Origin of the sequence: Nocardiopsis sp. N85 (genome assembly GCF_028882275.1) — a bacterium.
Classification (GTDB): Bacteria; Actinomycetota; Actinomycetes; order Streptosporangiales; family Streptosporangiaceae; genus Nocardiopsis; species Nocardiopsis lambiniae.
The window spans coordinates 82,186-106,601 of sequence record NZ_JARBUT010000017.1 but is presented as its reverse complement, the minus strand read 5'-3'; the positions used below and the strand labels follow the sequence as shown (position 1 = coordinate 106,601).

At 72.2% G+C, this 24,416-nt stretch carries 21 protein-coding genes and 1 pseudogene; 8 read left to right on the top strand and 14 right to left on the bottom strand.

What is annotated here, in order from left to right; translation table 11 throughout:
* Window positions 1–130: 130 nt before the first annotated feature.
* Window positions 131–841 carry a hypothetical protein gene (locus PWG71_RS21585; RefSeq protein WP_274811749.1) on the bottom strand — a complete coding sequence of 237 codons (711 nt, stop codon included), beginning with the start codon at window positions 839–841 and terminating at the stop codon, window positions 131–133.
* A 245-nt stretch (window positions 842–1,086) separates the two neighbouring features.
* Window positions 1,087–2,277 carry an ROK family transcriptional regulator gene (locus tag PWG71_RS21580; protein ID WP_274811748.1) on the bottom strand — a complete coding sequence of 397 codons (1,191 nt, stop codon included), beginning with the start codon at window positions 2,275–2,277 and terminating at the stop codon, window positions 1,087–1,089.
* Window positions 2,278–2,491: 214 nt separating this feature from the next.
* Here PWG71_RS21580 and zwf point away from each other — a divergent pair, with 214 nt between their 5' ends.
* The 3 genes from zwf to PWG71_RS21565 are packed head-to-tail and all read left to right on the top strand — an operon-like array spanning window position 2,492 to window position 6,443.
* Window positions 2,492–3,964: a glucose-6-phosphate dehydrogenase gene (zwf, locus tag PWG71_RS21575; protein ID WP_274811747.1), complete on the top strand. Its 1,473-nt coding sequence runs from the start codon at window positions 2,492–2,494 to the stop codon at window positions 3,962–3,964.
* On the top strand, window positions 3,964–5,784 hold the full coding sequence (edd, locus tag PWG71_RS21570) for a phosphogluconate dehydratase (protein ID WP_274811746.1): 1,821 nt from the start codon (window positions 3,964–3,966) through the stop codon (window positions 5,782–5,784). The genes zwf and edd overlap by 1 nt, the downstream gene beginning before the upstream one ends.
* A gap of 26 nt (window positions 5,785–5,810) precedes the next feature.
* Window positions 5,811–6,443: a bifunctional 4-hydroxy-2-oxoglutarate aldolase/2-dehydro-3-deoxy-phosphogluconate aldolase gene (locus PWG71_RS21565; RefSeq protein ID WP_274811745.1), complete on the top strand. Its 633-nt coding sequence runs from the start codon at window positions 5,811–5,813 to the stop codon at window positions 6,441–6,443.
* Between the two features lie 37 nt (window positions 6,444–6,480).
* Here PWG71_RS21565 and PWG71_RS21560 read toward each other — a convergent pair whose 3' ends face one another.
* The 3 genes from PWG71_RS21560 to PWG71_RS21550 form a co-directional block, all read right to left on the bottom strand.
* Window positions 6,481–7,185, bottom strand: coding sequence for a class I SAM-dependent methyltransferase (locus tag PWG71_RS21560; protein ID WP_274811744.1), 705 nt, complete (start codon window positions 7,183–7,185; stop codon window positions 6,481–6,483).
* Between the two features lie 280 nt (window positions 7,186–7,465).
* Window positions 7,466–8,092 (bottom strand): DNA-3-methyladenine glycosylase I, encoded by a 627-nt coding sequence (locus PWG71_RS21555; RefSeq protein WP_274811743.1) that lies wholly within the window; start codon window positions 8,090–8,092, stop codon window positions 7,466–7,468.
* Between the two features lie 272 nt (window positions 8,093–8,364).
* The gene (locus tag PWG71_RS21550) at window positions 8,365–8,820 is read right to left on the bottom strand and encodes a nuclear transport factor 2 family protein (protein ID WP_274811742.1); all 456 of its coding nucleotides are present in this window, start codon (window positions 8,818–8,820) and stop codon (window positions 8,365–8,367) included.
* Between the two features lie 158 nt (window positions 8,821–8,978).
* Here PWG71_RS21550 and PWG71_RS21545 point away from each other — a divergent pair, with 158 nt between their 5' ends.
* Window positions 8,979–9,992 (top strand): GlxA family transcriptional regulator, encoded by a 1,014-nt coding sequence (locus tag PWG71_RS21545; protein ID WP_274811741.1) that lies wholly within the window; start codon window positions 8,979–8,981, stop codon window positions 9,990–9,992.
* Window positions 9,993–10,271: 279 nt separating this feature from the next.
* Here the strand turns inward: PWG71_RS21545 and PWG71_RS21540 are convergent, their stop codons facing one another.
* From PWG71_RS21540 to PWG71_RS21515, 6 genes are all read right to left on the bottom strand, one after another.
* Window positions 10,272–12,011 (bottom strand): ABC transporter ATP-binding protein, encoded by a 1,740-nt coding sequence (locus tag PWG71_RS21540; protein ID WP_274811740.1) that lies wholly within the window; start codon window positions 12,009–12,011, stop codon window positions 10,272–10,274.
* Window positions 12,012–12,216: 205 nt separating this feature from the next.
* Window positions 12,217–13,908 (bottom strand): ABC transporter ATP-binding protein, encoded by a 1,692-nt coding sequence (locus PWG71_RS21535; protein ID WP_274811739.1) that lies wholly within the window; start codon window positions 13,906–13,908, stop codon window positions 12,217–12,219.
* Window positions 13,909–14,260: 352 nt separating this feature from the next.
* Window positions 14,261–15,463, bottom strand: a complete 1,203-nt coding sequence (locus tag PWG71_RS21530; RefSeq protein ID WP_274811738.1) for an MFS transporter — start codon at window positions 15,461–15,463, stop codon at window positions 14,261–14,263.
* A gap of 139 nt (window positions 15,464–15,602) precedes the next feature.
* Window positions 15,603–16,262 (bottom strand): hypothetical protein, encoded by a 660-nt coding sequence (locus tag PWG71_RS21525; protein ID WP_274811737.1) that lies wholly within the window; start codon window positions 16,260–16,262, stop codon window positions 15,603–15,605.
* A gap of 16 nt (window positions 16,263–16,278) precedes the next feature.
* Window positions 16,279–16,884: a hypothetical protein gene (locus PWG71_RS21520; protein ID WP_274811736.1), complete on the bottom strand. Its 606-nt coding sequence runs from the start codon at window positions 16,882–16,884 to the stop codon at window positions 16,279–16,281.
* Between the two features lie 713 nt (window positions 16,885–17,597).
* Window positions 17,598–18,179 (bottom strand): TetR/AcrR family transcriptional regulator, encoded by a 582-nt coding sequence (locus tag PWG71_RS21515; protein WP_274811735.1) that lies wholly within the window; start codon window positions 18,177–18,179, stop codon window positions 17,598–17,600.
* Window positions 18,180–18,281: 102 nt separating this feature from the next.
* On the opposite strand from PWG71_RS21515, the gene PWG71_RS21510 reads away from it, so the two are divergent.
* The gene (locus tag PWG71_RS21510; RefSeq protein ID WP_274811734.1) at window positions 18,282–18,719 is read left to right on the top strand and encodes a DoxX family protein; all 438 of its coding nucleotides are present in this window, start codon (window positions 18,282–18,284) and stop codon (window positions 18,717–18,719) included.
* 8 nt (window positions 18,720–18,727) lie between these two features.
* Here the strand turns inward: PWG71_RS21510 and PWG71_RS21505 are convergent, their stop codons facing one another.
* Window positions 18,728–19,162: a MarR family winged helix-turn-helix transcriptional regulator gene (locus PWG71_RS21505; protein WP_274811733.1), complete on the bottom strand. Its 435-nt coding sequence runs from the start codon at window positions 19,160–19,162 to the stop codon at window positions 18,728–18,730.
* Between the two features lie 53 nt (window positions 19,163–19,215).
* Between PWG71_RS21505 and PWG71_RS28860 the strand changes: the two are divergent.
* Both PWG71_RS28860 and PWG71_RS21500 read left to right on the top strand, forming a co-directional pair.
* A pseudogene (locus tag PWG71_RS28860) lies at window positions 19,216–19,782 on the top strand (MFS transporter); the annotation flags it as partial.
* Window positions 19,783–19,846: 64 nt separating this feature from the next.
* Entirely contained in the window at window positions 19,847–20,710 is an 864-nt protein-coding gene (locus PWG71_RS21500; RefSeq protein WP_274811732.1) for an MFS transporter, read from the top strand.
* Between the two features lie 569 nt (window positions 20,711–21,279).
* On the opposite strand, the gene PWG71_RS21495 is transcribed toward PWG71_RS21500, so the two are convergent.
* Window positions 21,280–21,972, bottom strand: coding sequence for a hypothetical protein (locus PWG71_RS21495; protein WP_274811731.1), 693 nt, complete (start codon window positions 21,970–21,972; stop codon window positions 21,280–21,282).
* A 169-nt stretch (window positions 21,973–22,141) separates the two neighbouring features.
* Between PWG71_RS21495 and PWG71_RS21490 the strand changes: the two genes are divergently transcribed.
* On the top strand, window positions 22,142–22,954 hold the full coding sequence (locus PWG71_RS21490; RefSeq protein WP_274811730.1) for a CPBP family intramembrane glutamic endopeptidase: 813 nt from the start codon (window positions 22,142–22,144) through the stop codon (window positions 22,952–22,954).
* 96 nt (window positions 22,955–23,050) lie between these two features.
* Here PWG71_RS21490 and PWG71_RS21485 read toward each other — a convergent pair whose 3' ends face one another.
* The gene (locus PWG71_RS21485; RefSeq protein WP_274811729.1) at window positions 23,051–24,196 is read right to left on the bottom strand and encodes a DUF418 domain-containing protein; all 1,146 of its coding nucleotides are present in this window, start codon (window positions 24,194–24,196) and stop codon (window positions 23,051–23,053) included.
* Window positions 24,197–24,416 lie beyond the last annotated feature (220 nt).

Below are 24,416 nucleotides of genomic sequence, written 5' to 3'. Positions count from 1 at the left end.
CGGTCGACGCTCGCATGCCCGACTTTCTCACCGATGCCCGCAAAGAGCACTTCCGACCCGCCTCCCTGACCAAGCCTTGGCACGGGCGGCGGGTCGGGAGGGTTCGGTACGAACGATCCGTGCGCCGGGATCAGTCGTCCCAGAACGCGCTGTCCTTGCCGGGCTGCTCGTCGGTCGCGGCGGTGGTCTTGGCCGCGGACTTGGCGGTGCTCCGGCCGGTCGTCTTGGTGCTCTTGCGGGGGGTCCCGGAGGTACCCGAGGCACCGGACGCACCCGAAGCACTCGGGGCCTTGGCCCCGGTGTGCCGGGGGCGCGGGGTGACCTGGCTCTTGGTGATGGGTTCGGCGGGGGCGACCGGGAGCGCCTTGTCACCCGAGCGGATGTTGAGCGCCTCCTCCTCCACGCGCAGCATCTGCTTGACCTCGGCGGGCGTCTCGGGCAGTCGCTCGGAACGCAGGTGGGCGCCCAGCACCTCCAGGGCGTGCTCGCACAGCAGCAGGCGCGCCCGGTCGGCCCGGACACCGCTCAGCTCCTCCAGTTCGGGCATCGCACGCTCGCGCAGGAGGCGCAGGATGGAGGTGAGCCGCTCCCGCGTCTTGCGTTCGGTCATCGACATGACCGTCATCTCGGCCTCGGCGAGGAAACCGTCCGTGGGGTCGGAGGAGTCGCGTTCGGCGATGAAGGTGCTGGTGAGCCGGCGGGCCGAGGCCCGGGAGGCCTCGCGGACATCGTTCCGGCGCAGCAGACGGGCCTGGAAGCCGGTCACGACGACGCTGGTGACCAGGCTGATCACGGCGCCGAGCAGGATCAGGACGATCGGGTTCGCTAGGACGTCTGGCACGGGTTCGGAGACCTTTCCGGGCGGGGATCCGCACGGTGGGGGGCGGGGAGGCGTGCGGTAGCGGGGCCGGGTGGTGGGTGACTATTCGGCACGCAGGGGGTGCTTGTCAAGTGCCGTCGCGGGCACGCGGCACGGAGGCGACGGCGTCGTCGCAGGTGGAGGGGCGGGGCGCGAGGGCGCCGTCGGTCACGGTCGGTGGGCTCGGTGCGGGACCACCGAGAGGGGTCTTCCCCTCGGTGTGGGATCTATCCCGCCAGGAATTTGTTCACCGCTTCGGGGGAGAGGATCTCCTCGGCCACCATGGCCGCGCAGCCACGCACCCCCGCGTCGTCCCACAGACTGCTGGCCACCACCCGCAACTGCCGGGTGGCCAGCGCGGTGCACCGTTGGAACACCATCTCCCGCACTCCCGCGACCAGGTGATCGTAGGCCTCGGACAGGTCGCCGCCGAGCACGACGACCTCGGGGTTGAGCAGGTTGACGGCCCCGGCGAGGGCCTCGCCGAGTCGTCGGCCGGCCTCGCGGACGAGCGTCACCGCGACCGGATCCCCCGCCGCGGCCAAGGCGACCAACTCCTTGATGCTGTCGAGTTCCCGGCCCTCCTCCGCGGCGCGCTCCAGCAGACGGGGACCGCCCGCGACGGCCTCCAGACAGTCGGTGTTGCCGCAGCGGCAGGGCAGTCCCTGGCCGTCGCGGACGGGGATGTGGCCGATCTCTCCCGCCGCGCCGAGGGCGCCGCGCAGTAGTCGGCCGCCGGAGATCAGGCCGGCGCCGATACCGGTGGAGACCTTGACGAAGACCATGTCGCCGGGGTGACCGTGACCGCCGGCGAGGTGTTCGCCCAGGGCCATCACGTTCACGTCGTTGTCGACCATGACGGGCACGGGGAAGCGTTCGGCGATGAGCGGGGCCAGCGGTACTCCGGCCCATTTGCCGAGAAGGGGTCGGTCGTCGGCGCGTCCGGCGTGGAACTCGACGGTGCCGGGCAGGCCGATGCCGGCGCCGCGCACCTCGGCGCGGTCCCGGCCCAGGGAGGTGAGCTGCTCGGACCAGGTTTCGAGCAGCCAGGGGACGGTGGCGTCGGGGCCCGAGGCCATGTGGGGGGAACCGGGCGTGCGGACGAGGATCTCACCGTTGAGGTCGCAGACGGCGGCCTGGCTGCGCGCCATGCCCAGGGCCGCGGTGAGCAGCAGTCCGCTGTCGGCGTTGAACTCCAGGAGCGACGGGGGGCGACCGCCGCTGGACACGGTGCCGCTGCCCTCGATCACCAGGCCGCTGTCGATGAGCTCGGTCAGGCGGAGGGCGACGGAGGGACGGGAGAGCCCGGTCGCGCGGGAGAGCTCGGACCGGTTGGTCGCCGCGCCGGTGCGGATGAGCTCCAGGAGGTGACCGCTCGTCGTGGCAGCGGAGGACAGGCGTCCCGGGGTTCTGGCCATATCTCATTCAACCACTCGGTCAGGTTTCCGAACATGGGATCTTCTGTAAAGAAGTGTTCTGAAGTGTGCTTGGTTTTTTACCATATCGAGGATTAAGGTCGAAAGGGACGAACGGACCACGCCGCTCGGAGGACCTCCCGCGTCTCCCGCTCGGCGAACCCCGCACGCTTTCCGTCCCTTCCGTCACCTCATCCCCACGCTGGAGCACCTCGACATGCCGCAGCAGTCCGCGCCCCGCCCCACCGATCTGGTGGTCTTCGGTGGCACCGGTGACCTGTCCATGCGCAAACTCCTGCCCTCCCTGTACCTGCTGGACCGCGACGGCCACCTCCACCCGAGCACCCGCGTCATCGCGGTCTCCCGCGACGGGCTCACCGACGCCGATCTGCGGCACAAGGCCGACGCCGCGGTTCAGGGCCACCACGCCGTCCAGGTCCCCGAAACCGCCGTACTGCGCCGGTTCCTGGATCGGCTCTCCCACATCACCGTCGACGTCGGCGGCGACCCCACCGGCTGGACCGAGCTGACCGACACCCTCGACCCCGACCGCGACCGCGTCTTCTATCTCGCGGTCCCGCCGATGATCTCCGGTGCCATCTGCCGGGGCCTGGCCGACGCCGGCCTGGTCACCGTCGACTCCCGGGTCGTCATGGAAAAGCCCCTGGGTCGCGACCTCGCCTCCGCGCAGGCCGTCAACGCCGAGGTCGGCGCGATCTTCACCGAGGAGCAGACCTACCGGATCGACCACTACCTGGGGAAGGAGACGGTGCAGAACCTCCTGGTGCTGCGTTTCGCCAACGTCTTCCTCGAACCCCTGTGGAACTCCCGGTGGATCGACCACGTGCAGATCACCGCGGCCGAGACCGTCGGCGTCGGTGGCCGCAAGGGGTACTACGACACCGCCGGGGCCATGCGCGACATGGTCCAGAACCACCTGCTGCAACTGCTGTGCCTGACCGCCATGGAGCCCCCGGCGAGCTATGACCGCGAGGCCGTGCGCGACGAGAAGCTCAAGGTCCTCCAAGCCCTCAAGCCCCTCGCCGGCGAGAACGTCCGCGAGGACACCGTGCGGGGCCGCTACGGAAGCGGTGTCCTGCACGGCACCGAGGTGCTCGGCTACCTCGACGAGCCCGGCGGCCCCACCGACAGCACCACCGAGACCTACGTGGCGTTGCGCGCCGAGATCGCCAACTGGCGCTGGGCCGGCGTGCCCTTCTACCTGCGCACCGGCAAGCGCATGGACCGCGCCCGCTCGGAGATCGTCATCCGGTTCCGGGACGTGCCGCACACGATCTTCCCCGGCGCCGCGACCGGCGGCGGCAGTCTCGTCATCCGCCTCCAGCCGGACGAGGGCATACACCTCACCATGCTGGCCAAGACCCCCGGCGCGGGCGCGCTGCGGTTGCGGTCGGTCCCGCTGGAGCTCAGCTTCGCCGACACGTTCGCCACCCGCTCTCCCGAGGCCTACGAGCGGTTGCTCATGGACGTGCTGACCGGCGATTCCACCCTGTTCATGCGCCGCGACGAGGTCGAGGCCGCCTGGCGGTGGACGGATCCCGTCATCGCCGCCTGGGCCGACCTGGACCTCGTCCCCGAGACCTATCCGGCCGGGAGCGCCGGCCCCGCGGGCGCCGACCGGCTCATCGGCCGTACCGGCCGTACGTGGTACGAAGAGGAGCAAGCCTGATGACCGCGCACATCCCCACCGTCCACCCTGTCGTCGCCGAGGTCACCCGTCGCCTCGCCGACCGCAGCACCGAATCCCGATCCGCCTACCTGGCCAAGATCGCCGGTGCCGCCGGACAGGGACCCGCCCGCACCGCGCTGGGCTGCGCCAACCTCGCCCACGGATTCGCCGCCTGCGGAGTCTCCGACAAACTCGCCCTCGCCGGGGACGTCACCCCGAACCTGGCGATCGTCTCCTCCTACAACGACATGCTCTCCGCGCACCAGCCGCTGGAGACCTACCCGGCGACCATCAAGGCCGCCGTGGCCGAGGCGGGCGGCGTCGCCCAGTTCGCCGGTGGCGTGCCCGCCATGTGCGACGGCGTCACCCAGGGCCGCGCCGGGATGGAACTGTCCCTGTTCAGCCGCGACGTCATCGCCATGTCCACCGCCGTCGCCCTGTCCCACGACATGTTCGACGGCGCCCTCATGCTCGGTGTGTGCGACAAGATCGTGCCCGGCCTGCTCATCGGTTCCCTGGCCTTCGGACACCTGCCGGTGGCGTTCGTGCCGGCCGGACCGATGCCCTCCGGTCTGCCCAACAAGGACAAGGCGCGGGTGCGCCAGCGCTTCGCCGAGGGCAAGGCCGACCGGCGCGAACTCCTCCAGGCCGAGTCGGCCGCCTACCACTCGCCCGGCACCTGCACGTTCTACGGCACCGCCAACTCCAACCAGATGCTCATGGAGGTCATGGGCCTGCACCTGCCCGGCGCGAGCTTCGAGCAGCCGGGCACCCCGCTGCGGGAGGCGCTCACCGCCGAGGTGGGACGCCGGGTCCTGGCCCGCACCGCCGTCGGAGACGGGTACACGCCGCTCGGCGAGCAGATCGACGAGCGCGCCATCGTCAACGCCGTGGTCTCCCTGCTGGCCACCGGCGGCTCCACCAACCACACCCTGCACCTGGTGGCCATCGCCCGTGCCGCCGGTATCGAGCTGAACTGGGACGACTTCGCCGCACTGTCGGAGATCGTGCCGCTGCTCACCCGTATGTACCCCAACGGCGCCGCCGACGTGAACGCCTTCCACGAGGCCGGCGGCATGGCCTTCCTCATCGGCACCCTGCTCGACGCCGGGCTGCTCCACGAGGACGTGCGCACCGTCATGGGCGCGGGACTGGGCGCCTACCGCCAGGTCCCCGAACTCCGGGACGGCGTTCTGACCTGGGTCGACGGGCCCAAGGAGAGCGGCGACACCTCGGTGCTGCGCAGCGCCGACGACCCCTTCGCCTCCGACGGCGGCCTGCGGATGCTCGACGGCAACCTCGGGCGCGCCGTCATCAAGGTGTCCGCCGTGGACCCGTCCCGGCACGTGGTGGAGGCCCCCGCCCGGGTCTTCGCCGACCAGGCCGAACTCCAGACCGCCTTCTCCGCCGGCGAGCTGACCGGTGACTTCGTCGCGGTGGTGCGTTTCCAGGGACCGCGCGCCAACGGCATGCCCGAACTGCACAAGCTCACCCCGCCGCTGGCCGTCCTCCAGGACCGGGGCCAGAAGGTGGCCCTGGTCACCGACGGCCGCATGTCCGGCGCCTCGGGCAAGGTGCCCGCCGCCATCCACGTCTCCCCGGAGGCCGAGGCGGGCGGCCCGCTCGCCTACGTCCGCGACGGCGACATCGTCCGCCTCGACGCCCGGACCGGCACCCTGGAGGTGCTCGCCGACCTGAGCGGTCGCGAGCCCGCCCGCCCGAGCGTGGACTCCTCCACCGGCACCGGTCGGGAGCTGTTCACCGCCCTGCGCGCGGCCGTCGGCCCCGCCGAGGCCGGTGCCGGGGTCTTCGGCCACTGACCGCGATCGAACAGGAGAACCCTTCCATGACGACGACGCCCCGATCGGGCGGCGACATCCTCGCCCTCGCCCCGGTGATGCCGGTGGTGGTCCTGCACGACGTCGAGACGGCCGTGCCGATCGCCCGCGCGCTGGTCGCCGGCGGCCTGCCCGGGATCGAGGTGACGTTGCGGACCCCCGCCGCGCTCGGTGCCATCGAGCGGATCGCCGCCGAGGTCCCCGAGGCCGTGGTGGGGGCCGGCACCGTGGTCACCCCCGACCAGGCGCGGGCGGCCGAGAAGGCCGGATCCCGGTTCCTGGTCAGCCCCGGCTGCACCGACACCCTGGCCTCCGCGATGACCGACACGGGATTGCCGTTCCTGGCCGGTGTCGGCACCGTCTCCGAGGCCATGGCGCTGCTGGAGCGCGGTCTCACGGAACTGAAGTTCTTCCCGGCCGAGGCCGCGGGCGGAGCCGCCTTCCTCAAGTCCCTGTCCGGGCCGCTGCCGCAGGTGCGGTTCTGCCCGACCGGTGGCATCACGTCCGCCTCCGCCCCCACCTACCTGGCCCTGCCCAACGTGGGCTGCGTGGGCGGCAGCTGGCTGACCCCCGCCGACGCGGTCGCCACCGCCGACTGGGACCGGATCACCGAGCTGGCCCGCCAGGCCGCCGCCCTGTGACCCGCACCGCCCCGGCCGCGTGGGCCGGGGCGGGCGGTCAGGGCTTGGGCATGCGGAAGAAGATCATGGGGTTGCGGGTGCGGTCGCGCACCGGCTCGCCGAGGCCCAGCTCCTCGCGCAGTTCCATGAGCGCCGTGTAGGGAGCGGGCGCGCGCCGGCGCGAGACGGTCAGGTGGTCCGTGTCGGTGCGCCGCAGCCACGACAACACGACGGCCCCCTCGGTGAAGGGCAGGGCCCATCGGCCGTGGAACACGTCGTGGACGCTCACCGGGGTGCCGGGGGCCACCTTGGGGAAGAGCTCGGACAGGTACCAGCGGGCGAACCGGCCATTGTGCGCGGCGTCCACGAACAGGTGGCCGATGTCCGTCGGCACCCGGTCCAGGGACTCCCTGATGTCGCCCTGGTGGAAGTGCCAGCGACCCTCGGCGAGCTCTTTCGGCACATTCGAGACCACATGGTCGACGATGTCGAAGGAGTGCAGGGTCCCGGTGCCGTTGTCACGCAGCGCCGACAGGATCCACGTGGTGGACCAACCGTGGAAGGTGCCCAGCTCCATCACCGTCTGGGGCCGGTTCTCGCGCAACAGCAGGTAGGTGATCTCCGCTTCGAGGTCGTCCAGCTGCGGTGTCATCCTCCCCGCCGTCGCGCGCAGGAACGCGCGCTGCTCGTCGCGGACCTTCGCCAGCGGTGTGCGGTACCTGCGGTACAGGTCGCCGACCAGTGACAGATCGATGTCCTCCACGGGCGGCCCTTTCGGTCGTGCGTCGTGATCCGTTCCCCTGCACCGTACTCCCGGGAGTGCCCCCAGGAACCGCCCGCAGCGCTGTCGCGGGTGTTTTTCCCCGCCCCCTCCGAAGCCGGGCCGACCTGCGAGGGCGTGTTCGTTCCGAGGGGCGCGCCGACGCCGCGCTCGGCTTCCTCCGCGATCCGGCGGACGGGGCGGGGCGCTGAGGCGGTCACCGTCCCGCGCCGACGGTTCCGGCCGGCGGCGGTTCAGCCCCGGGTGACGAAGGCCCCGTCGCTCACCCGCCGGACGGTACGGTCTCGACCGGTGCCCCGGTCGAGGCCGCGGAGGCCTCGGGGTCTCCGGCGGGTTTGGCCGGGCAGCCCACCAGGTGATCGTCCACCACCCCCGTGGACTGGAGGTAGGAGTAGACGATGGTGGTGCCCACGAACGTGAACCCGCGCTTCTTGAGGTCCTTGCTCACCCGGTCGGACAGCGGGGTGCTCGCCGGTACCTCGGCCTGGTCGGCGAACCGGCCGATCAGGGGGGTACCGTCCACCCAGGACCACAGGTAGGCGGAGAAGGTGCCGTGTTCCTCGCGCACCCGCAGGAACGCCCGAGCGTTGCGGGCCAGGGAGGCGACCTTGAGCCGGTTGCGGATGATGCCGGGCTCGGCCAGCAGGGCCCGTTCGCGGTCCTCGTCGTATTCGGCGATCCGCGTGTAGTCGAACCCGTCCAGGAACGCGCGGTAGTTCTCGCGTTTGTTCAGTACCGTGGCCCAGGACAATCCGGCCTGCGCGCCCTCCAGCACCAGCATCTCGAACAGGTGCGTGTCGTCGTGCGAGGGGCGTCCCCACTCCTCGTCGTGATAGGCGGTCATCAGGTCCGGCGCGTTACGCGCCCAGGCGCAGCGCTGCTCGGTCATGGGAACTCCTCGGTGCCGGTGGTGCCTGAGGGTCATTGTGCCCGCCCGCCCCGACGAACGGCCGGAAGCGGTGACGGCGTACCTCCATCCCCTCGAAGCCGCGGTGGTCGGGGGAGACGGGGCCCACGATCCGGGGAGCGCCGCCGCCGGGTACGCCGTCACCCGCGACGATCCGTCCGTTCTCCGGCCACCGGCGCCTCCACTCCCGCGACCCCCGGACGATCGGCCGGGGGCCTCCCTCCCGGCGACACCCGACCCCGAGCCGAGAACCGCTACGCCAGGGGGAAGGGGACGCCGTGCTCGTCCCGGGGGCGCGGGCCGAGGATGCGGCGCTCCCGCGCGGTGATGGACACGTCGTTGATGGAGGCCTCGCGGCGCCGCATCAGCCCCTGGGCGTCGAACTCCCACAGCTCGTTGCCGTAACTGCGCCACCAGCGCTCCCGGTCGTCGTGCCACTCGTACTGGAAGCGGACGGCGATGCGGTCCGCGCCGAAGGCCCACAGCTCCTTGCGCAGGGCGTAGTCGAGTTCGCGCTTCCACTTGTCGGTCAAGAAGTCCCGGATCCGGTCCCGCCCGGTGAGGAAGCGGTCGCGGTTGCGCCAGACGGAGTCGGGTGTGTAGGCCAGGGACACCTTGTGGGGGTCACGGGTGTTCCAGGCGTCCTCGGCGGCCTGGACCTTGGCTCGTGCGTCGGCCTCGGTGAAGGGCGGCAGGGGCGGGCGGGTCATCGCGGTCTCCTCGTGGGTGGTGGTCGTGGTCGGCGTCCGGGGCCGTACCGGCGCCTGTGGGACGTGTCCGAGCCTGCCGGTCCGGGACGGTCCGCCGCCATGTCCTCTGGGACGACGACCCCACACATTCGGACACGCCCGACCCTTAGTCTCGGGTCATGACCAGACGCGCCATCGTGATGGTGGCCTATGACGGTGTCCGGCTGCTGGACGTGACCGCCCCCGTGGAGGTGTTCACCACGGCGGCCGGGCAGGGTGGGGAGTACACGGTGTCCCTCTGCTCGCCCACCGGTCGGGACGTGCTCACCTCCGCGGGCACCCGCCTGGGGGTCGACACCGCCGTCCACCGGGTGCGGGAAGCGCACACCCTGATCGTGCCCGGTTCCCCCGACCTGCCCCGCCGTCCCCGGCCCGAGGGACTGTCGGAGGCGGTCGACGCGTTGGCGGGGCGCAGCGAGCGCGTGGCCTCGGTGTGCACGGGGGCCTTCGTTCTGGCCGACGCGGGGCTCCTGGACGGCCGCCGGGCGACCACGCACTGGCGCCACACGGCCCTGCTCGCACGCACCTTCCCACGGGTCCGGGTCGAACCGGACGCGATCTACGTCCGTGACGGTCGGATACTGACCTCGGCGGGGGTCAGCGCGGGCCTGGACCTGTCGTTGGCGCTGGTGGAGGAGGACGAGGGGTCCGCCCTGGCCCGCGAGGTCGCCCGCGACCTGGTGGTCTTCCTCCAGCGGCCGGGCGGGCAGTCGCAGTTCTCGGTCACCGCACGGACCTCGCGCCCGCGCCAGGACGTGCTGCGCCCGGTCCTGGACGCGGTGGCGGCCGATCCGGCGGGCGACCACTCGGTGCCGGCCATGGCCGGCCGGGCGGGGATGAGCACCCGTCACCTGAGCCGGCTCTTCCGCGAGCGCCTAGGCGGTACGCCCGCCGCCCACGTGGAGTCGGTGCGGCTGGAGGCGGCGTGCGCGCTGCTGGAGGCCGGGGAGAGCGTCACGGGGGCGGCCGAGCGCTCGGGCCTGGGCAGCGACGAGTCGCTGCGCCGGGTGTTCTGGCGGCGCCTGGGCCTGACGCCCTCGGCCTACCGGGACCGTTTCCGTACCGCCCGGCGCGAGCCGAGGCCCCCGGAGCAGGACCGCGCTTCCTGGACGGTACGCGGGAAGGGTTCGTGAAGGGCCGGGGCTGCGGCACGGACGCGACGGGGGCGAGTGTTCTTCACCCGTCGGCGCCGATCAGCGCCGCACCCTTGCCGTGAAGCCTCTGCGTATCGGGTGTTCTGTCCTGAGAGGTCGGGGGACACGGGAGGCGGAGGGGCCGCCGATCGCGATGTGGGACCGGTGCCGATCGTGGTGGCGCGACTCCCGTGAACGCCTTCCGTGGTCCGCCCTCGGAACGCCTCCTCCGGACCGGCGGAGGGGGCCGGTCCCCTCCGGGCTTCCGCCGCTCTCCGTTCAGACGCCGTGCCAGGACCGCCACAACGCCGCGTAGGGGCCGCCCGCGTCGACGAGCGCGGCGTGGGACCCCTGTTCGGTGATCCGGCCGTCCTCCACCACCGCGATCCGGTCGGCGTCGTGCGCGGTGTGCAACCGGTGCGCGATCGCGATCACCGTCCGCCCCTCCAGCACCGCCGCCAGCGAGCGTTCCGCGTGCCGGGCCGTCGTCGGATCCAGCAGCGAGGTCGCCTCGTCCAGGATCACCGTGCGCGGATCGGCCAGCACCACCCGCGCCAGTGCCACCCGCTGCGCCCGGGCCGGGTCCAGAGCCACCCCGCCCGGACCCAGTGGGGTGTCCAGACCCCCGGGCAGCGCCACCGCCCAATCGGGGTCCACCACCGTCAACGCCGCCGCCAGGGTCGCGTCGTCGGCCTCCTCGGCCGCGATCGCCAGGTTCTCCCGCAGCGTTCCCGCGAACACGTGCTGCTCCTGGCTCACCATCACGATCCGCTCGCGCGACTCCCGTGGGCCCAGATCGGCGACGGGGACCCCGCCCACCAGCACCCGGCCCGAACGCGGTGCGTCCGACCCCGCCAACAACCGGCCCAGGGTGGTCTTGCCCGCCCCGGAGGGCCCCACGATCGCCCACCGCTCACCCGGACGCACCGTCAGATCGATCCCGCGCAGCACGTCCCGGCCGTCCACATAGGCGTAGTGGACGTCGCGGACCTCGATCCGATCGTCCACCGGAGCCGGGCCCTCCGGCCGTGGCCCCCCGGCGACCTCGCCCACCCCGAACACCCGGGCGAACGACGCCCCGCTGCGCTGGAGCTGCTCGATCCAGAGCATGATCCAGCCGGCGGCGTCCTGCAACCGGAGCATGTACAGGCAGCAGGTGACCACCACACCGAGCGCCACCCGGCCGTCCAGGTACAGCAGCCCGCCCACCAGGAGGGCGACCACCGCTGGTACGGAGAACGCCAGATCGGTGACCGGGTACAGCACCGACCTCAGGCGCAGCGTGCGCCGCCGGGCCCGGTACACCTCCACCGCGTCCCGGTCGGCCCGCGCGACCCGCCGGCCGCCCAGAGCGAACGCCTCCACCGTGCGTGCGCCACGCACGGTCTCCGTGACCCCCTCGACCGCCGTCGAACCGGCAGCGCCCTCCGCCAGATAGGCGTCCCGGGACCGGCGCAGGTACCAGCGCACCGCGAGCCAGGTCGGTGGCACCCCGATGAGCACCGCCGCCCCCATCAGCGGACTGAGCCAGAACACCCCGGCGAGCAGGAACAGGATCCGCAGCGACGCCGGGACGATGTCGGGCACCGCCGTCCGCAGTGTCGTCCCCACGGCGGCGATGTCCGCCGTCACCCGTGTCGTGAGGTCTCCGGTCCCGGACCGCTCCACCACCCGGGCGGGCAGTGCCAGCACCCGGTCCACGAAGTCCTCGCGGAGCCCGGCCAGCGCCCGCTCCCCGAACCGGAAGGCGCTCAGCTTCGCGTACCGGTTGAGCACCAGGTGCGCCATCGCGCACACCACGGCCACCACCGCCAACCCGTCCACCGCCGACACCGTCGCGGTGCCCGCCTCCAGGAGGTCGACGATCCGCCCCACCAGGTACGGGCCCGCCAACCCGATCCCGGAGGCCGCGCAGGTGACGAGCAGCATGCGCAGCAACGGGCCGCGCTCGGCCTCCATCAGCCGACGCAGCTCACCCCGCACGACCTCGCGCGAGGCCACCGGCAACGCCGCCGTCATCGTCTCTCCTCCCGGCCCCCGCCGCCCGGCCTCGGGCGGGCCGGCCCGCCCGAGCGCGGCGCGGCGCCGTCCGCGTTCGTGCCGCGCGACACCGGGTTCACCGACGTCCCCGCTCCGGTCCCGTCCTTGACGGTCATCGACCCTTCTCCTCCGTGCGCGCCGCGGGGCATGGGAGCCCTCGGTGCCGCCGCCGTGTCCCCGCCGGTCATCGGGTGTCCTCCTCGTCCGCGCCCCGCAGCACCAACGCCCGGTAGTCGGCGCGGTCCGCGACCAGTTCCCCGTGCGAACCCTCCGCCGCCACCCGACCTTCGACCAGGAGGACCACCCGATCGGCGCGGTCCGCCACCAACGGTGAGGTACCGACGATCACCGTGGTGGCACCCCGGCGTTCCGCCCACAGCCGACCGGCGATGGTGGCCTCGGTGTGCGCGTCCACCGCCGACGTCGGCTCCACCAGGATCAGCACCTCCGGATCGGCCAGCACCGCACGGGCCAGCCGTACCCGTTGTCGTTGCCCGCCCGACAGATCGCGCCCCTGCGCCTCCACCGGCGAGTCGAGCCCGTTCGGCAGCGCCTCCACCACGTCCGTCACCGCCGCCGTGCGCAACGCCGGACCGATCTCGGCCTCCTCCCGGTCGCCGTGCACGTCGACGACCTCCCGCAACGACCCGGCGAACAGGTGGGCGTCGTTGTCGGACACCAGGATCCGTCGACGCACCACGGCCCGGTCCACGTCGCGCAGGGGAACCCCGTCCCAGGTCACCGACGAGTCGACGTAGCCGCCCAGCCGATCCGCCACCTCGGCCGCCACCGCCGGATCGGCGCTCACCAGCGCGACCATCGACCCCACCGGCACCCGCACCCCCGACTCCGGGTCGACCAGCTCGCCGGGGCCCTCCGGCGCCGGTGCCGAGCCGTCGCCGAACCTTTCCGGCTCCACCCGCAGCAGCCGCAGCACCCGTGTCAGCGACACCTGGCCCCGACTGGCGTCCGTGGCCGTCTCGACCAGGGAGAACACGGGAACGATCAGCACCGCGGCGTACCCGTACACCGCGACGGTCTCGCCCACGGTGATCTCCCCGGCCACCGCCAGCCGGGCGGCGACCCAGGTGATCACGGCCGTGAACACCACCGGAGCGCACCCGCTGATCTCCTCGAACCAGCTCGTCGCCGATCCCAGCCGGTACCCGGTGCCCACCAGTTCCCCGGACCCCTCCCGGTACCGCCGGGCGAACCGCTCCTTCCCGCCGATCCCGCACAGGACCCGCAGCCCGCCCACGATGTCCCCGGCCAGAGTGGTGAGCGCGCCCTCCCGTTCCCGGTGTTCGTTCTGCCGCGTGTGCATCCGTCGCAGGAACGGCGCCAGCACCGCCGCCGTGAGCGGCAACCCGACGATCACCACCAGTGCCACCAGTGGCGAGAAGCCCCACAGGATGACCGGTACGACCACGCAGGCCACGACGCTGCCGACGCCCGGCCCGAACAGGGTGAGGATCTGCCCGATCCGGCCCGCGTCCAACGACTGCGCCACCGACAGGTCACCGGAGGAGGTCCTCCGCGACAACGGCGCGCCCACCCGGACGGCGTGCCGGGCCAACGCCCGTGTGGTGTGCAGGGAGGCGTGCGTCCGGACCATCGTCATGGTGCGGTGCCGCATGATCGAGGTGATCGCGGTGACGACCAGGACTCCGGTGAAGGCGCCGGTCCACCACAGCAGCGCCGCCCGGTCGCCGGCCCGCAGCCCCTCGTCCACGGCCCGGGAGATCAGATAGGGCGGTGCCAACAGGCTGAACGTCCACACGATGCCCCAGAAGGACCCCAGCGCCACCCGCCCGGGTTGCGCCCTGGTCAACCACCACAGGTAGCGCACGGGTCCGCGTGTGTCGGGGTCGCTCACCTCCGCCAGCGGAGACCGACCCGGCGGGGACCGGTCGGGCACGGCCGACCGGGGGGCTCGGGTGTCGGTTCCCGTCACGGTCCCACCTCTTTCCCGGAGATCCCTTTCATGGAACCAGTGCCGTCCGTTCACCGGAAGACGCCCCCGGCTCCTGTGGATGAAGCCCGTCGAACCCATCCCGGTGTTCTCTCGGGAGTCACACCCTCACCAGGGGATGGTCGAATTCGCATCCGAGACCCGGGAACCCGCCCCGAACCTTCGAGATCTCGCGGAAGGGCACGCGCCCGATTCCGTTTCCGGAAGACCGTGAAGACCTCACCGTAGGGCCCGCATGACGAGATCGCCGTCCGCGTCACGGACCGGACGGTTCTGAAACCGCGGTGGACCCCCCTCGGAACCGGGCCATCGCGATCGCGCCGATGATCGGTCCCGGAACGAGCGCCAGGAAGGCGTACCGCCAGTGCGTCGCTTCGGCGACCAGCGGCACCAGCTGGATGCTGAACACGGTGAGCGCGAAGCCGATGGCGGTCTGCGCACTCAGCGCGGTGCCGACCATGGACCGGTCCGCGACCTCGGACAGCGCGGTGGAGAACACGCCGGAATCGGCGATCACCGATGCGCCCCACAGGGCGCAGAACACCGCGAGCACCGGGGCGGGTGAACCGAACGCCAACGGTGACAGGACACAGCAGGCGCCGCTGACGGCGAGCGCGGTGACGGCCGCCCGGCTCCGCCCGTAGCGGTCCGCCGCCCACCCGCCGACCAGACACCCCGCGAACCCGAACACCCCCATCGCCACGAACACCATGACCTGCTGGTATCCGGCGAACGAGGCGGAGGCCGGGGCGTGGAGCACGAAGACGGGAATCCACGTCCACAGCGCGTAGAGCTCCCACATGTGCCCGAAGTAGCCCAGGTTCACGAGCCGGGTCTCCCGTTCGGACAGCATGCGCAACGCGTAGCGGGGGCGCAGGACGACCGCCCGGCTCGCGAAGTGGGGGCCGGCGCGCACGGCGGTGAGCGCGATGACCGCCCCCACGCCGCCCACGACCGCGGTGGCCTGGAGGACCTCCCGCCATGGCAGCACCGCGAGGCCGCCGATGAGGTGCGGTAGTGCCGAACCGAGGGTCAGGGCACCGATGAGCAGACCCATGGACAGGCCCCGGCTGGAGGAACCGGCCCAGGAGGCCATCAGCTTCATGCCCGTGGGGTACACGCCCGCCAGGAACACGCCGGTGAGGAACCGCAGCGCGATCATGGACGGCAGGTCCTGGGCGAAGAGCGCCACCACGGACGTGCAGGCCGCCGCCAGGGCCGCGCTGGTGCCGAGCAGCAGGTGCACCGGCATGCGGTCGGCCAGGTTCAGCGCCGTCGAGGCGAGTGCCCCCGTCACGAAGCCGAGCTGTACCGACCCGGTCAGCCACACCGACGCCGTACTGGAGATCCCCAGATCGTGCTGCACGCTCGGCACGACCGCCGACACCGAGAACCACACGGCGAGCGCGAGCACCTGCGTGACCGCGATCAACCCCCGCTGCGCGCCTGACGTCCTCATCGAATCCCCTCGCTCGGTCCGCGAGCCGTACGGACACGGCGGCCTTGGGACACCGTCTCAAACCCGGCCGGAGGACCCCCGGACCCGGCTCGTACGAGCGCCCCGTGTCCCGGCCGGGGCCCGGTCGTGGACCGGCCCGCTACCGACCCGTCCCGGGGGCCGGCCGCTCCCGTTCCGCCTCGCCCAGAGCGTCGAGGAAGAGGCGCGCGTCCTTCCTGCCCCGAGCCGTCAGCGGCAGGGCCACGGTCAGCAGGGAAGCGAAGAGCACGAAGCCGAGGAGGTTGCCCCACGGGACCGCGAGGATTCCCTCCGGCCAGGGGAACCGGTCGAGGATCGACCACGCGTTCGTACCGAAGCCGACGAGGAAGACGATGAGGGGAAGACGCAGGGTGAGCCAGGGCGACCGCCGGAGAACGTTCTCCGCGGCGACCCGGGCGGTTCCGTCCACCGGTGTGTCCCCGGTGGGCCGATGCCGCCTCACCGCCCGTGCGGCGGCCCGCCGCGTCGCCGTGGTCGCGCCCGGTGGCGGGAACCCGGCCTGACCGCCCATGGCGTGCCACATGAACAGGCCGAACCCCATCCCGCAGAAAAGCCCCGTCAGCAGGAAGACCACCACCACCCACACCAGGGGCACACCCTCACCCGTCAGGGAGCCGGATCCGAGGAAGACCATGGTCACCGCGAACGTCACGCCCATGGCGAGGCCGAACCCGCCCGAGCAGATCCACAGGACGAGCATCCGCCCGCGCCGTGCCGAGGCCACCCGGTCCGGTGCGGGAGGAGAGGGAGCGGGGGTCAACGGTCCTCCTGGAGGTTCAAGGGCTCGACGAGAAAAGGAAGAGCAGGGCGCGGGCCCGCCTCCTGCGGTGCGCGATCAGCGGAAACGCCACGACCAGGTACGACGCGCACACGGCGGCTGAGGTCAGGTAGGTGGTGGCGAACCCGAACGACCCCTCGCCGATCCGGGCCACACCCAGAAGGGTGAAGAGCGGTACGGCGAAGCCACAGAGCACGCCCTGCCAGGGGTGCCCCACCGGTGCGCTCATGACCGATCGCGCGTACCGCGCCGCCGCCCGATCGACCTCCGCGTCGCCTCCGAGGCGGCCCAGGCGGACCAGGCGCTGAGCCTCCCGGAACCGCTCGCGGTCCCCGTCGAAGATCGCCCGCCGCACGTCCGATTCCGTGCTCCAGACCCCGATCACCACGGACGACACCGCGCAGAGGGCACCGACCAGCCACGGCACCGCGTCAGGCAGCCCGAATCGATCCTCGGTCGATATCGGCACGGTCAACAGAACCGTCACCAGCCCCGTGACGGTTCCGATGATCGCCCCGTACGAGCGCGGGTGGTCCTGGGCGAACCACTGCACCGCCGGCGGCATCAGGTGCCCGGGCAGGAGCCGGGACGGAGCGCCGCTCATCGGCCGGACCCCCTCATCGCGTCTCCGGCCCGCACTCGGGCCATCGCCGCCCCCACTCACGCAGTGGTCCCGCCCTCGGGCAGGTCCCGCGGTCGAAGGAACGAGGACACGAGACGGAGGAACAGCAGGGCTTGGAGGACCAGCGGTCCGCCCGCGAGGAGCCCACTCGGGTATTCCGCGGATGCCACGACCTCTGGCCCCGGCGTTCCCACACCGAACCGGGCCGGGGTTTCCGGGACGCTCGGGTGGAACTTCGCCAGGAAGGGGAGGACCGCAGTGCTCGCCGCCGCGCCGATGAGGTGATAAAGGGGGATCGACCTGCGGAGACGCCATTTCTCACAGCTCTCGGAAGCCACCACGGGCACGGTCGTGGGCTGGGGCAAAGGGGGTTTCCCTCCGGGCCCGGAAGGGGGATGCGGGGCGGTCGGGCCGTCACCGCGCCGCCGTCCATTCCAGGGAACGCGGAAAGCGAGTCCCACGACGTACTCCCTCGCGGATGATCGAACCCTCGTATCACGACTCCCCGTTTTCGGTTGACCGGGTCAACGGTCATCGTCGTGCCTTTTCGTGCGGATCCGGTGCGGCCCGATCGGCGTCACCGAACCGTCGTCGACCCCGGTCGCACGTCCGTCGCCGGCGTTCTCGTCGTCCCGGTGGTGCCCTCGGCCGGTCCTTCGGCCGTTCCCTCGGCCGGTTCGGCACCGCGTGGTCCCTTATCGGTCCGCTTCCCCGTCCCTGTCGAAGAGGACCCCGATCACCGAACGCGCGAGGAACTCGGGGTCCCCGTCCGCGCTCTCCGGAAGAGAGCCGCTCAGCCAGAGTTCGGCGAAGCCGTGCGCGAACGACCACGCGGCGATCGTGGTCGCCCGGACCCGTTCGGGATCGGGCGACAGCGCTCCGGCACTGGCGGCGAGCGCGGCGGCGGCGCGTTCGCGGGCCGGCCGCATGCTCTCGTCGTCCATTCGGTAGAGCTCGGGGCGGAACATCACCTCGAAGTGGGAACGGTGGTCGATGGCGAAGCGGATGTAGGCCAGGCCGACCTCCACAGGTTCCCCGGCCGCCGCTTCCAGGGCGTCCGCGAACAGCGCGAAGCCCTCGGCGGCCACGGCCGTCAGCAGTCCCGTCTTGTCGCCGAAGTGATGAGCGGGGGCGGCGTGCGAGACACCCGCGCGGCGGGCCAGTTCGCGCAGGCTCCACCCGGTCGGGCCGACTTCCCCGGTCGCCGCCAAGGCGGCGTCGATGATGGTGCGCCGCAGGTCACCGTGATGGTAGGTCCGCTGGGCGATCCTTCCCACCTCCCCGTTCCGAAGGTCGCGCTAGCGGATCCACCCTATCTTGCCATTGACAAGATTCAAGCGTGGCGGCAATCTTGTCACTGGAAAGATTGGAGGCCGCACATGGCTCCCCTCATCGCCTTGATAGGTGGTACCGCGTTCCTGTGGCTGCTCGGCCTGGCCGGAGTGGAGGCGCTGGACTGGCAGACCGCGTTGCGCGGCGGTCTGGCCCTCATGTTCGTCCTGACGGGGGTGGTGCACTTCCTGCCCTCGTGGCGCCGCGATTTCGTCGCCATGATCCCGCCGACGCTTCCGTATCCGTCCTTGCTGGTCACCGTCACCGGTGTCCTGGAGCTGGTCGGAGCCGCCGCCCTGCTGTTCCCGCCCACCGCCCGGTTCGCGGCGATCGGTCTCGCGCTGCTGCTGCTCGCCATGTTCCCGGCCAACGTCTCGGCGGCCCGCCGGGGTGTGTCCCTGGCGGGAAAGCCGGCGACCCCGCTGCCGGCCCGCACGGTCATGCAGGTCGTCTTCGTCGGCGCGGCGGTGCTCGCCGCCGTGTGAGTCACGGCTCAGGCGGTGCGCGCGCCCAGCAGTCGGGTGACCGGGGAGTCCTCGCGCGCCGCCCGGTCCAGGACCTCGACGAGGGTCACCGAGGCGGCGGCGTGGACCTCCCGGCCCCGGGGGGTGAGGCGGATGCGGAACGCGCGGCCGTCGCCGTCGACCCGGGCGCGGTCGACGAGCCCCTCATCCTGCATCTGGGTGACCAGGCGGGAGATGCGGGGCTGGGAGCGGTCGACGGCCCGGCACACCTCCGCCAGGGGGGTCCACCCGCCGTCGTCGGACAGCAGGCGCATGATCTCGTAGGCGGTCAGGCAGATCGCGTGGTGCTCCCCGAGGGCGGACTCCAGGGCGGCACCGATCGCCTCGACGGGGCGGGCGATGCCGAGCCAGGAATCGAGGGCGCGCCCTGCGGCCTCGGTGTCGGGGGCGTCGTGCGAGGTCACAGCCGGTTCCTTTCGCTGTCCTGGTGTCGCCGGGGCAAACAATATGCGCGGGCATGTACTCTAGCGGACGCAGAAATATGCCCGCGCATATAAATGTGCCGGGTGCCCTGTCTCCGACCCGAAAGGTCACCCCCATGACGGAGCCGACCCCCGCCGAGACCTCCCCGGTCCACCCACCCTCACCCACGTCCCCGGCCTCGCCCGCCTCCCCGCCCCCGGCACCCCCGAACTGGTCGGCCCTGGCGATCGCGGGCATCGCACAGATGCTCATCATGCTCGACTCGACCGTCGTCAACGTCGCCCTGCCCTCGATCGGCCGCGATCTCGGCGCCGGGGCCTCCGCGCTCCAGTGGACGGTCGGCGGCTACGTCCTCACCTACGGCGCGCTGCTGTTGTTCGGCGGCAGGCTGGCCGACACCATCGGGCGGCGCAACGCCTTCCTCATCGGCCTCGCCGTGTTCGGTGCCGCCTCCCTGGCCTGCGGCGTCGCCGGGAGCGCACCGGTCCTCGTCGCCGCTCGCCTGGGCCAGGGCGCGGGCGCCGCGATGCTGTCGGCCGCGGCGCTGTCCATCATCGTGGCCGACTACGGGCGCTTCCCCGCCCGCCCGGGAACCGCCCTGACCGTGTGGAGCGGGCTGGGGGTCGTCGGCGCGACCGTCGGGGTCATCCTGGGCGGGGCTCATCGTGCAGTCTCTCTCCTGGCGGTGGGCGTTCCTCATCAACGTCCCGATCCTCCTGGCCGTCCTCGTCGCCGCGCTCGCTCGGCTCGCCCCGATGCCGGGAGCCGCGGGAACACGGTTGCGCCTGCCGACCGCCGTCGTCGCCACCCTCGGGATCGGGCTGCTGTGCTTCGGGCTCACCCGTCTGCACGAGGGGCCCGCGGAACCGTGGCCCTGGCTCGCCCTCGCCGCCTCGGCCGTGGTTCTCACCCTGCTCGTGCGGCATCAGAACCGCGCAGACGATCCACTGCTGCCGGTGTCCCTGCTGCGGGTGCGGGCCTACGCCTGGGCCGGGTTCGGGCTGCTCCTGGCCGCGACGCTCATGCTCGGAACCCTCTACCTGGCCAGCGACCACCTCCAGAACACCCGCGGCCTGTCCCCGCTGGAGACCGGGCTGGCCCTGCTACCGCTGTGTCTGGGTTCCCTGGTCGCGGCCATCGCGATCCCCTGTCTTGTGGACCGCGTCGGGATGGCCCGGGTCCACCTGAGCGGCGTGGTCGTGCAACTGGCCGCTATCCTCGCGATCGTCGCCGCCACCTCCGAGGGGGACACCGCAGTCCTCATCGCCGCGTTGGGGGTGTTCGGCCTGGGCCTGCCGACGATGTTCGTGCCGCTGTACACCGCCGGGTCCACGCCGATCCCCCCGGAGCGGGCCGGTGTCGGGTCGGGACTGCTCAACACCTTCAACGAAGCCGGTGCCGCCGTCGGCCTCGCGGTCGTCGCCCCGGTCGCGGCCGCCTCCGGGACGCACGCGGGCTTTCTGGCGCTGGCGGTGGTCGCCCTGCTCGCCGGTGTGACCGCGATCGCGCTGGGACGAACCGAGACCTGACTTTCGTCGGATGTCCGCGGGGGTGCGGTGGGCTACCGTCCCCGGTATGCGCACTCCCCGGATTCCGCCCGGCCACGCGGTCCTGATCTGCGCGGCCGTGGTCGCTCCTGCTGCTCACCGGCCGCCTGTCCACGGACCCGCGCCTCGCGGCCGTCGTGTACACGACCGGGGCGACGGCCGGGGCGGTGTGACTGCTGTGGTCGGGCCGGCCCGCGTGCATGGGGATCACCGGTGGCGTCCTGGTGCTGTTCGCCGTGCCGCTGCCCTGGTCGGCGGGCCGCTACCTGCGCAGCAGAGCCTCTCCGGAGAAGGCGGGCTGGAAGTGGGCGCGCATCCTGGAGAGTGAGGCCGGGCTGGTCGCCGAACGCGTCCGGCTGCGCGAACACTCCCGGATCGCCGGGGAGCCGCACGACGTCGTCGGCCACGAGCCGGGCCTGCTGTCTCCGCGCGCGGGCGTCCTGAAGCCGATGGTCGACCTGCCCGACCTGCCCGACCTGCCCGACCACCGCCGCGCCGACCGACGGGCTGCCACCCGGACGATCGACAGGGTCGGCACGGCGTCCGATCCCCTACTCCAGGTTCTCGTTCACGAGGGGGAGGCACGCCAGCACGTCGTCGCCGACCGCCTGTTGGAGGTCTTCCGCGTGGGCGGCGTGCTCGTCCGCGTCGTGGTCGGCGAACGAGACCAGGTACTGCGCGTAGTCCCCGTAGACCCGGGCGTTCGGGGTGTCGGTCTGCCCCAGCACGCCGTAGCCTTCGACCATCGCGCCGTTGATCTGCTCCGGGCCGGTGACGAACCCGGTGGCGGGCGCCGTCTCGGCGACCTCGCCCAACACCCGGCAGAACTCCTCGTCGACGAGCCCCAGGCTGGGGCTCTCGGCGATCGCCTGGCGCACCTGCTCCCGGGTCTGCTCCTCGGCGACCGCCAGCGCCTCGATCCGGGCCACCTCCTCCCGGTGGGACAGGTAGAGGAGCACTCCGCAGGCGCTCAACGCGGTCATGGTCCACCCGGCCGCGATCGCCAGCCGTGACAGGCCCAGCCGCCAATAGGTGCGCCGCACCGCGAAGTGGCCCAGCACCGCTCCCACCGGCGGGGCGAGGAACGCCAACACCGCGGCGAGCGCCGGCAGCCCCGTGGGCCTCAGGTCCTCGGCGAGTTCCCCGGCGTCGCCGGTGCCGTCCTCGGGCGCGGGGCCCTCACCGGGGTTCTCCGCGGTCCGCTCACCTGAGTCCTGGTCCGTCTCGTCGCCCCTGTCCGACATCGCCATCCCCTCGTGCTCTTCCCCGTGCGCTGCACCACGAGCGAACGATGGGAGCCATCATGGCACCTGGGAAATAGGGCGGAAAGCGGCCGACGCAGGCCCCGGACGCGCCGGCGACGTACCGGTGAGTGGAGGACGAACTGCCGTGGTGAACCGAAGACCCCCATCGGTGACGCGATCCACCTGGTGGCCGAAGACCTGGACCAGTGCCCACAGTGGCCGATCCCGCTCCTGGGCGGCGATCATCGCCCAGTGCGCCGCCGGACTCGTCCTCTACGTCACCGTGTCGTTCACGGTCGGGCTGCTCTCGGGTTCGCCGGTGCTCGGCGCGGCCGTCTCAGGCCCCGTGGTACTCGGCGCGGTCGCGATCTGGCGACGCCGGACCTTCGGCTCGGGGGCGTCCCGGCCCGTTTCGGAGCAGGCGCGGGAGGCCGGGTTCTGGGTGTTCGCCCTCGCCGGTCTGATGCTGTGCTTCCTCGGGGGCCAGTCACTGGCCGTGTGGCTCTACGCCGAGTACGGTTCGCCCGTCTTCGACGCCGCCCAGAGCGCCCAGAGCGCGGTGCCGGTGGCGCTGCTGCTGTTCGCCCTGGTCGTGGCGGCCCCGGCGGGCGAGGAAGCGCTCATGCGCGGCCTGGTCTACCCGCTGCTGCGGCGCCGCTGGCCGGTGGTCGTTTCGGCGCTGGTCAGCTCGGTGGTGTTCGCCGCTCTGCACGGCAATCCCGTGCAGATCGCCGTGGCACTGCCGTTGGGGATGCTGCTGGCCTTCGTCTACGAGCACGTGGGCAGGCTCTGGCCGGTGATCGCCCTGCACGCGCTGTTCAACCTCGCCTCGGTTCTGGTGCCCGTGCACCTGGTCGAAGCGATGGCGACCCCCGTGGTGTTCTCCACCATGCTGGTGGGCGCGGCCGCGGCCCTGATGATGCTGTACCCGGCCCGCAGCGACGGCGAGCGCGAAAAGAAGACCTCTTCTCCGCAGACATGAAGAAGGGAAAGGAGGCGAACGCCACACCGTTCCTATGGCGATTGGCCGGTATCGGCCACACCATTCGCACCGGTCCGGTCATTCCCCGAAAGGCCGTCATCGGCGCACGCCCGCGGCCACCAGGCCGCGCAACGCCCGCTCGGCGGGCCCCTGGACCCCGTGGCGCTCCATGAGGGAGCAGGCGAGCACCGAGACCGACCAGACGGAGGCCGCGACGAACATCTGCCATGCCAGGGCCAGTGCCTCGACACCGCAGACGCGCAGCGCTCCGGCCGCCAGTGCCAGGAGCACGGTCTGCGACAGGTAGGCCGACAGGGAACGCTTCCCGGTGGCCGCCAGCGCCCGGCCGAGCACTCCCGTGCCCGCTGCGCGGTACGAGGCGGCCAAGGTGACGAGCGCCAGGAGACCGGCTCCGGCCAGCAGCCCCGCCACGCCCTGGTGCCAGGCGATCAGGACCCGCGCGAGGACGCCGGTGCCCTCCACGCCCACCCAGAGCACCGCGAGGGCCGCGGTGGGCACGACGAGTCCGGCCAGGACCGCACCGGCCAGTCCTCGCCGGTGCCGGTGCGGCTGCTCGATCGGCCCCCGGCCCGCCAGCCACGCCCCCAGCAGCGCGCCGGGCAGCACCATCGAGGTCAGGACCGTCGCCGGGGTCGCGACGGTCCAGATCACCAGGTTGGCCGCGATCCCGGCGAGGCCCTCGTCGAACAGGGCCTGAGCCGCCAGACCGTGGCTGCGGGCCAGGACCGCCTCGGGTCCGGCCACCGCCAGGAAGGACGTCGACAGCGCACAGATGAGGGCGGCCGATATCAGTGCGGCCCGTCGGCGGCGGGAGACCATGACACCGGCGATCACCACCGTGACGAGCCCGTAGGCGCCCGGGATGTCCTGGGCGAAGACGAGGGCGTGCACGGAGCCGAAGGCCAGCAGGCACAGGCCCCGCTTGCGCAGCAGCGCCGTGGCCCGTCGCTCGGCCTGCTCACGGTCCAGGCCCGCGGCCAGACCCGCGCGGATGGACCCGTGCGCGCTCCGCGCCAGGCCGAAGCCGAGCAGCAGCGCGAAGACCGGGTAGGCCCGCCCGTCGACCAGCAGGTGCAGCAGGTCCGAGACGAGGTTCTCGTAGGTCCGGGACGCGTTCGGGTCCTGTCGGAACCAGTAATGGGCGTTGGCCGCGGCGATGAGGAGCAACGCCGCCCCTCGTGCCAGGTCCGGCACGAGCAGGCGTCCTCTGGATTCGTCCATCGTGCCCGGTACGGGTGTTTCTGCTCGTTTACCAGAGCACATGGCATGAAATTATCAAATGTGCCCGCCCTGGGTCCGGGCCTGGGGCGGGCGTGCGGCAGGACAAAGGCCGAAGAGCGTCCCCAGCGAGGAAATCCCCGGCCCTCGTGAAGCCTCCGAGTCCGGTGTGGCATATTCGATGCGCCATGTCCACATTGCCGAGAGTGCTTCGGTGCGACGA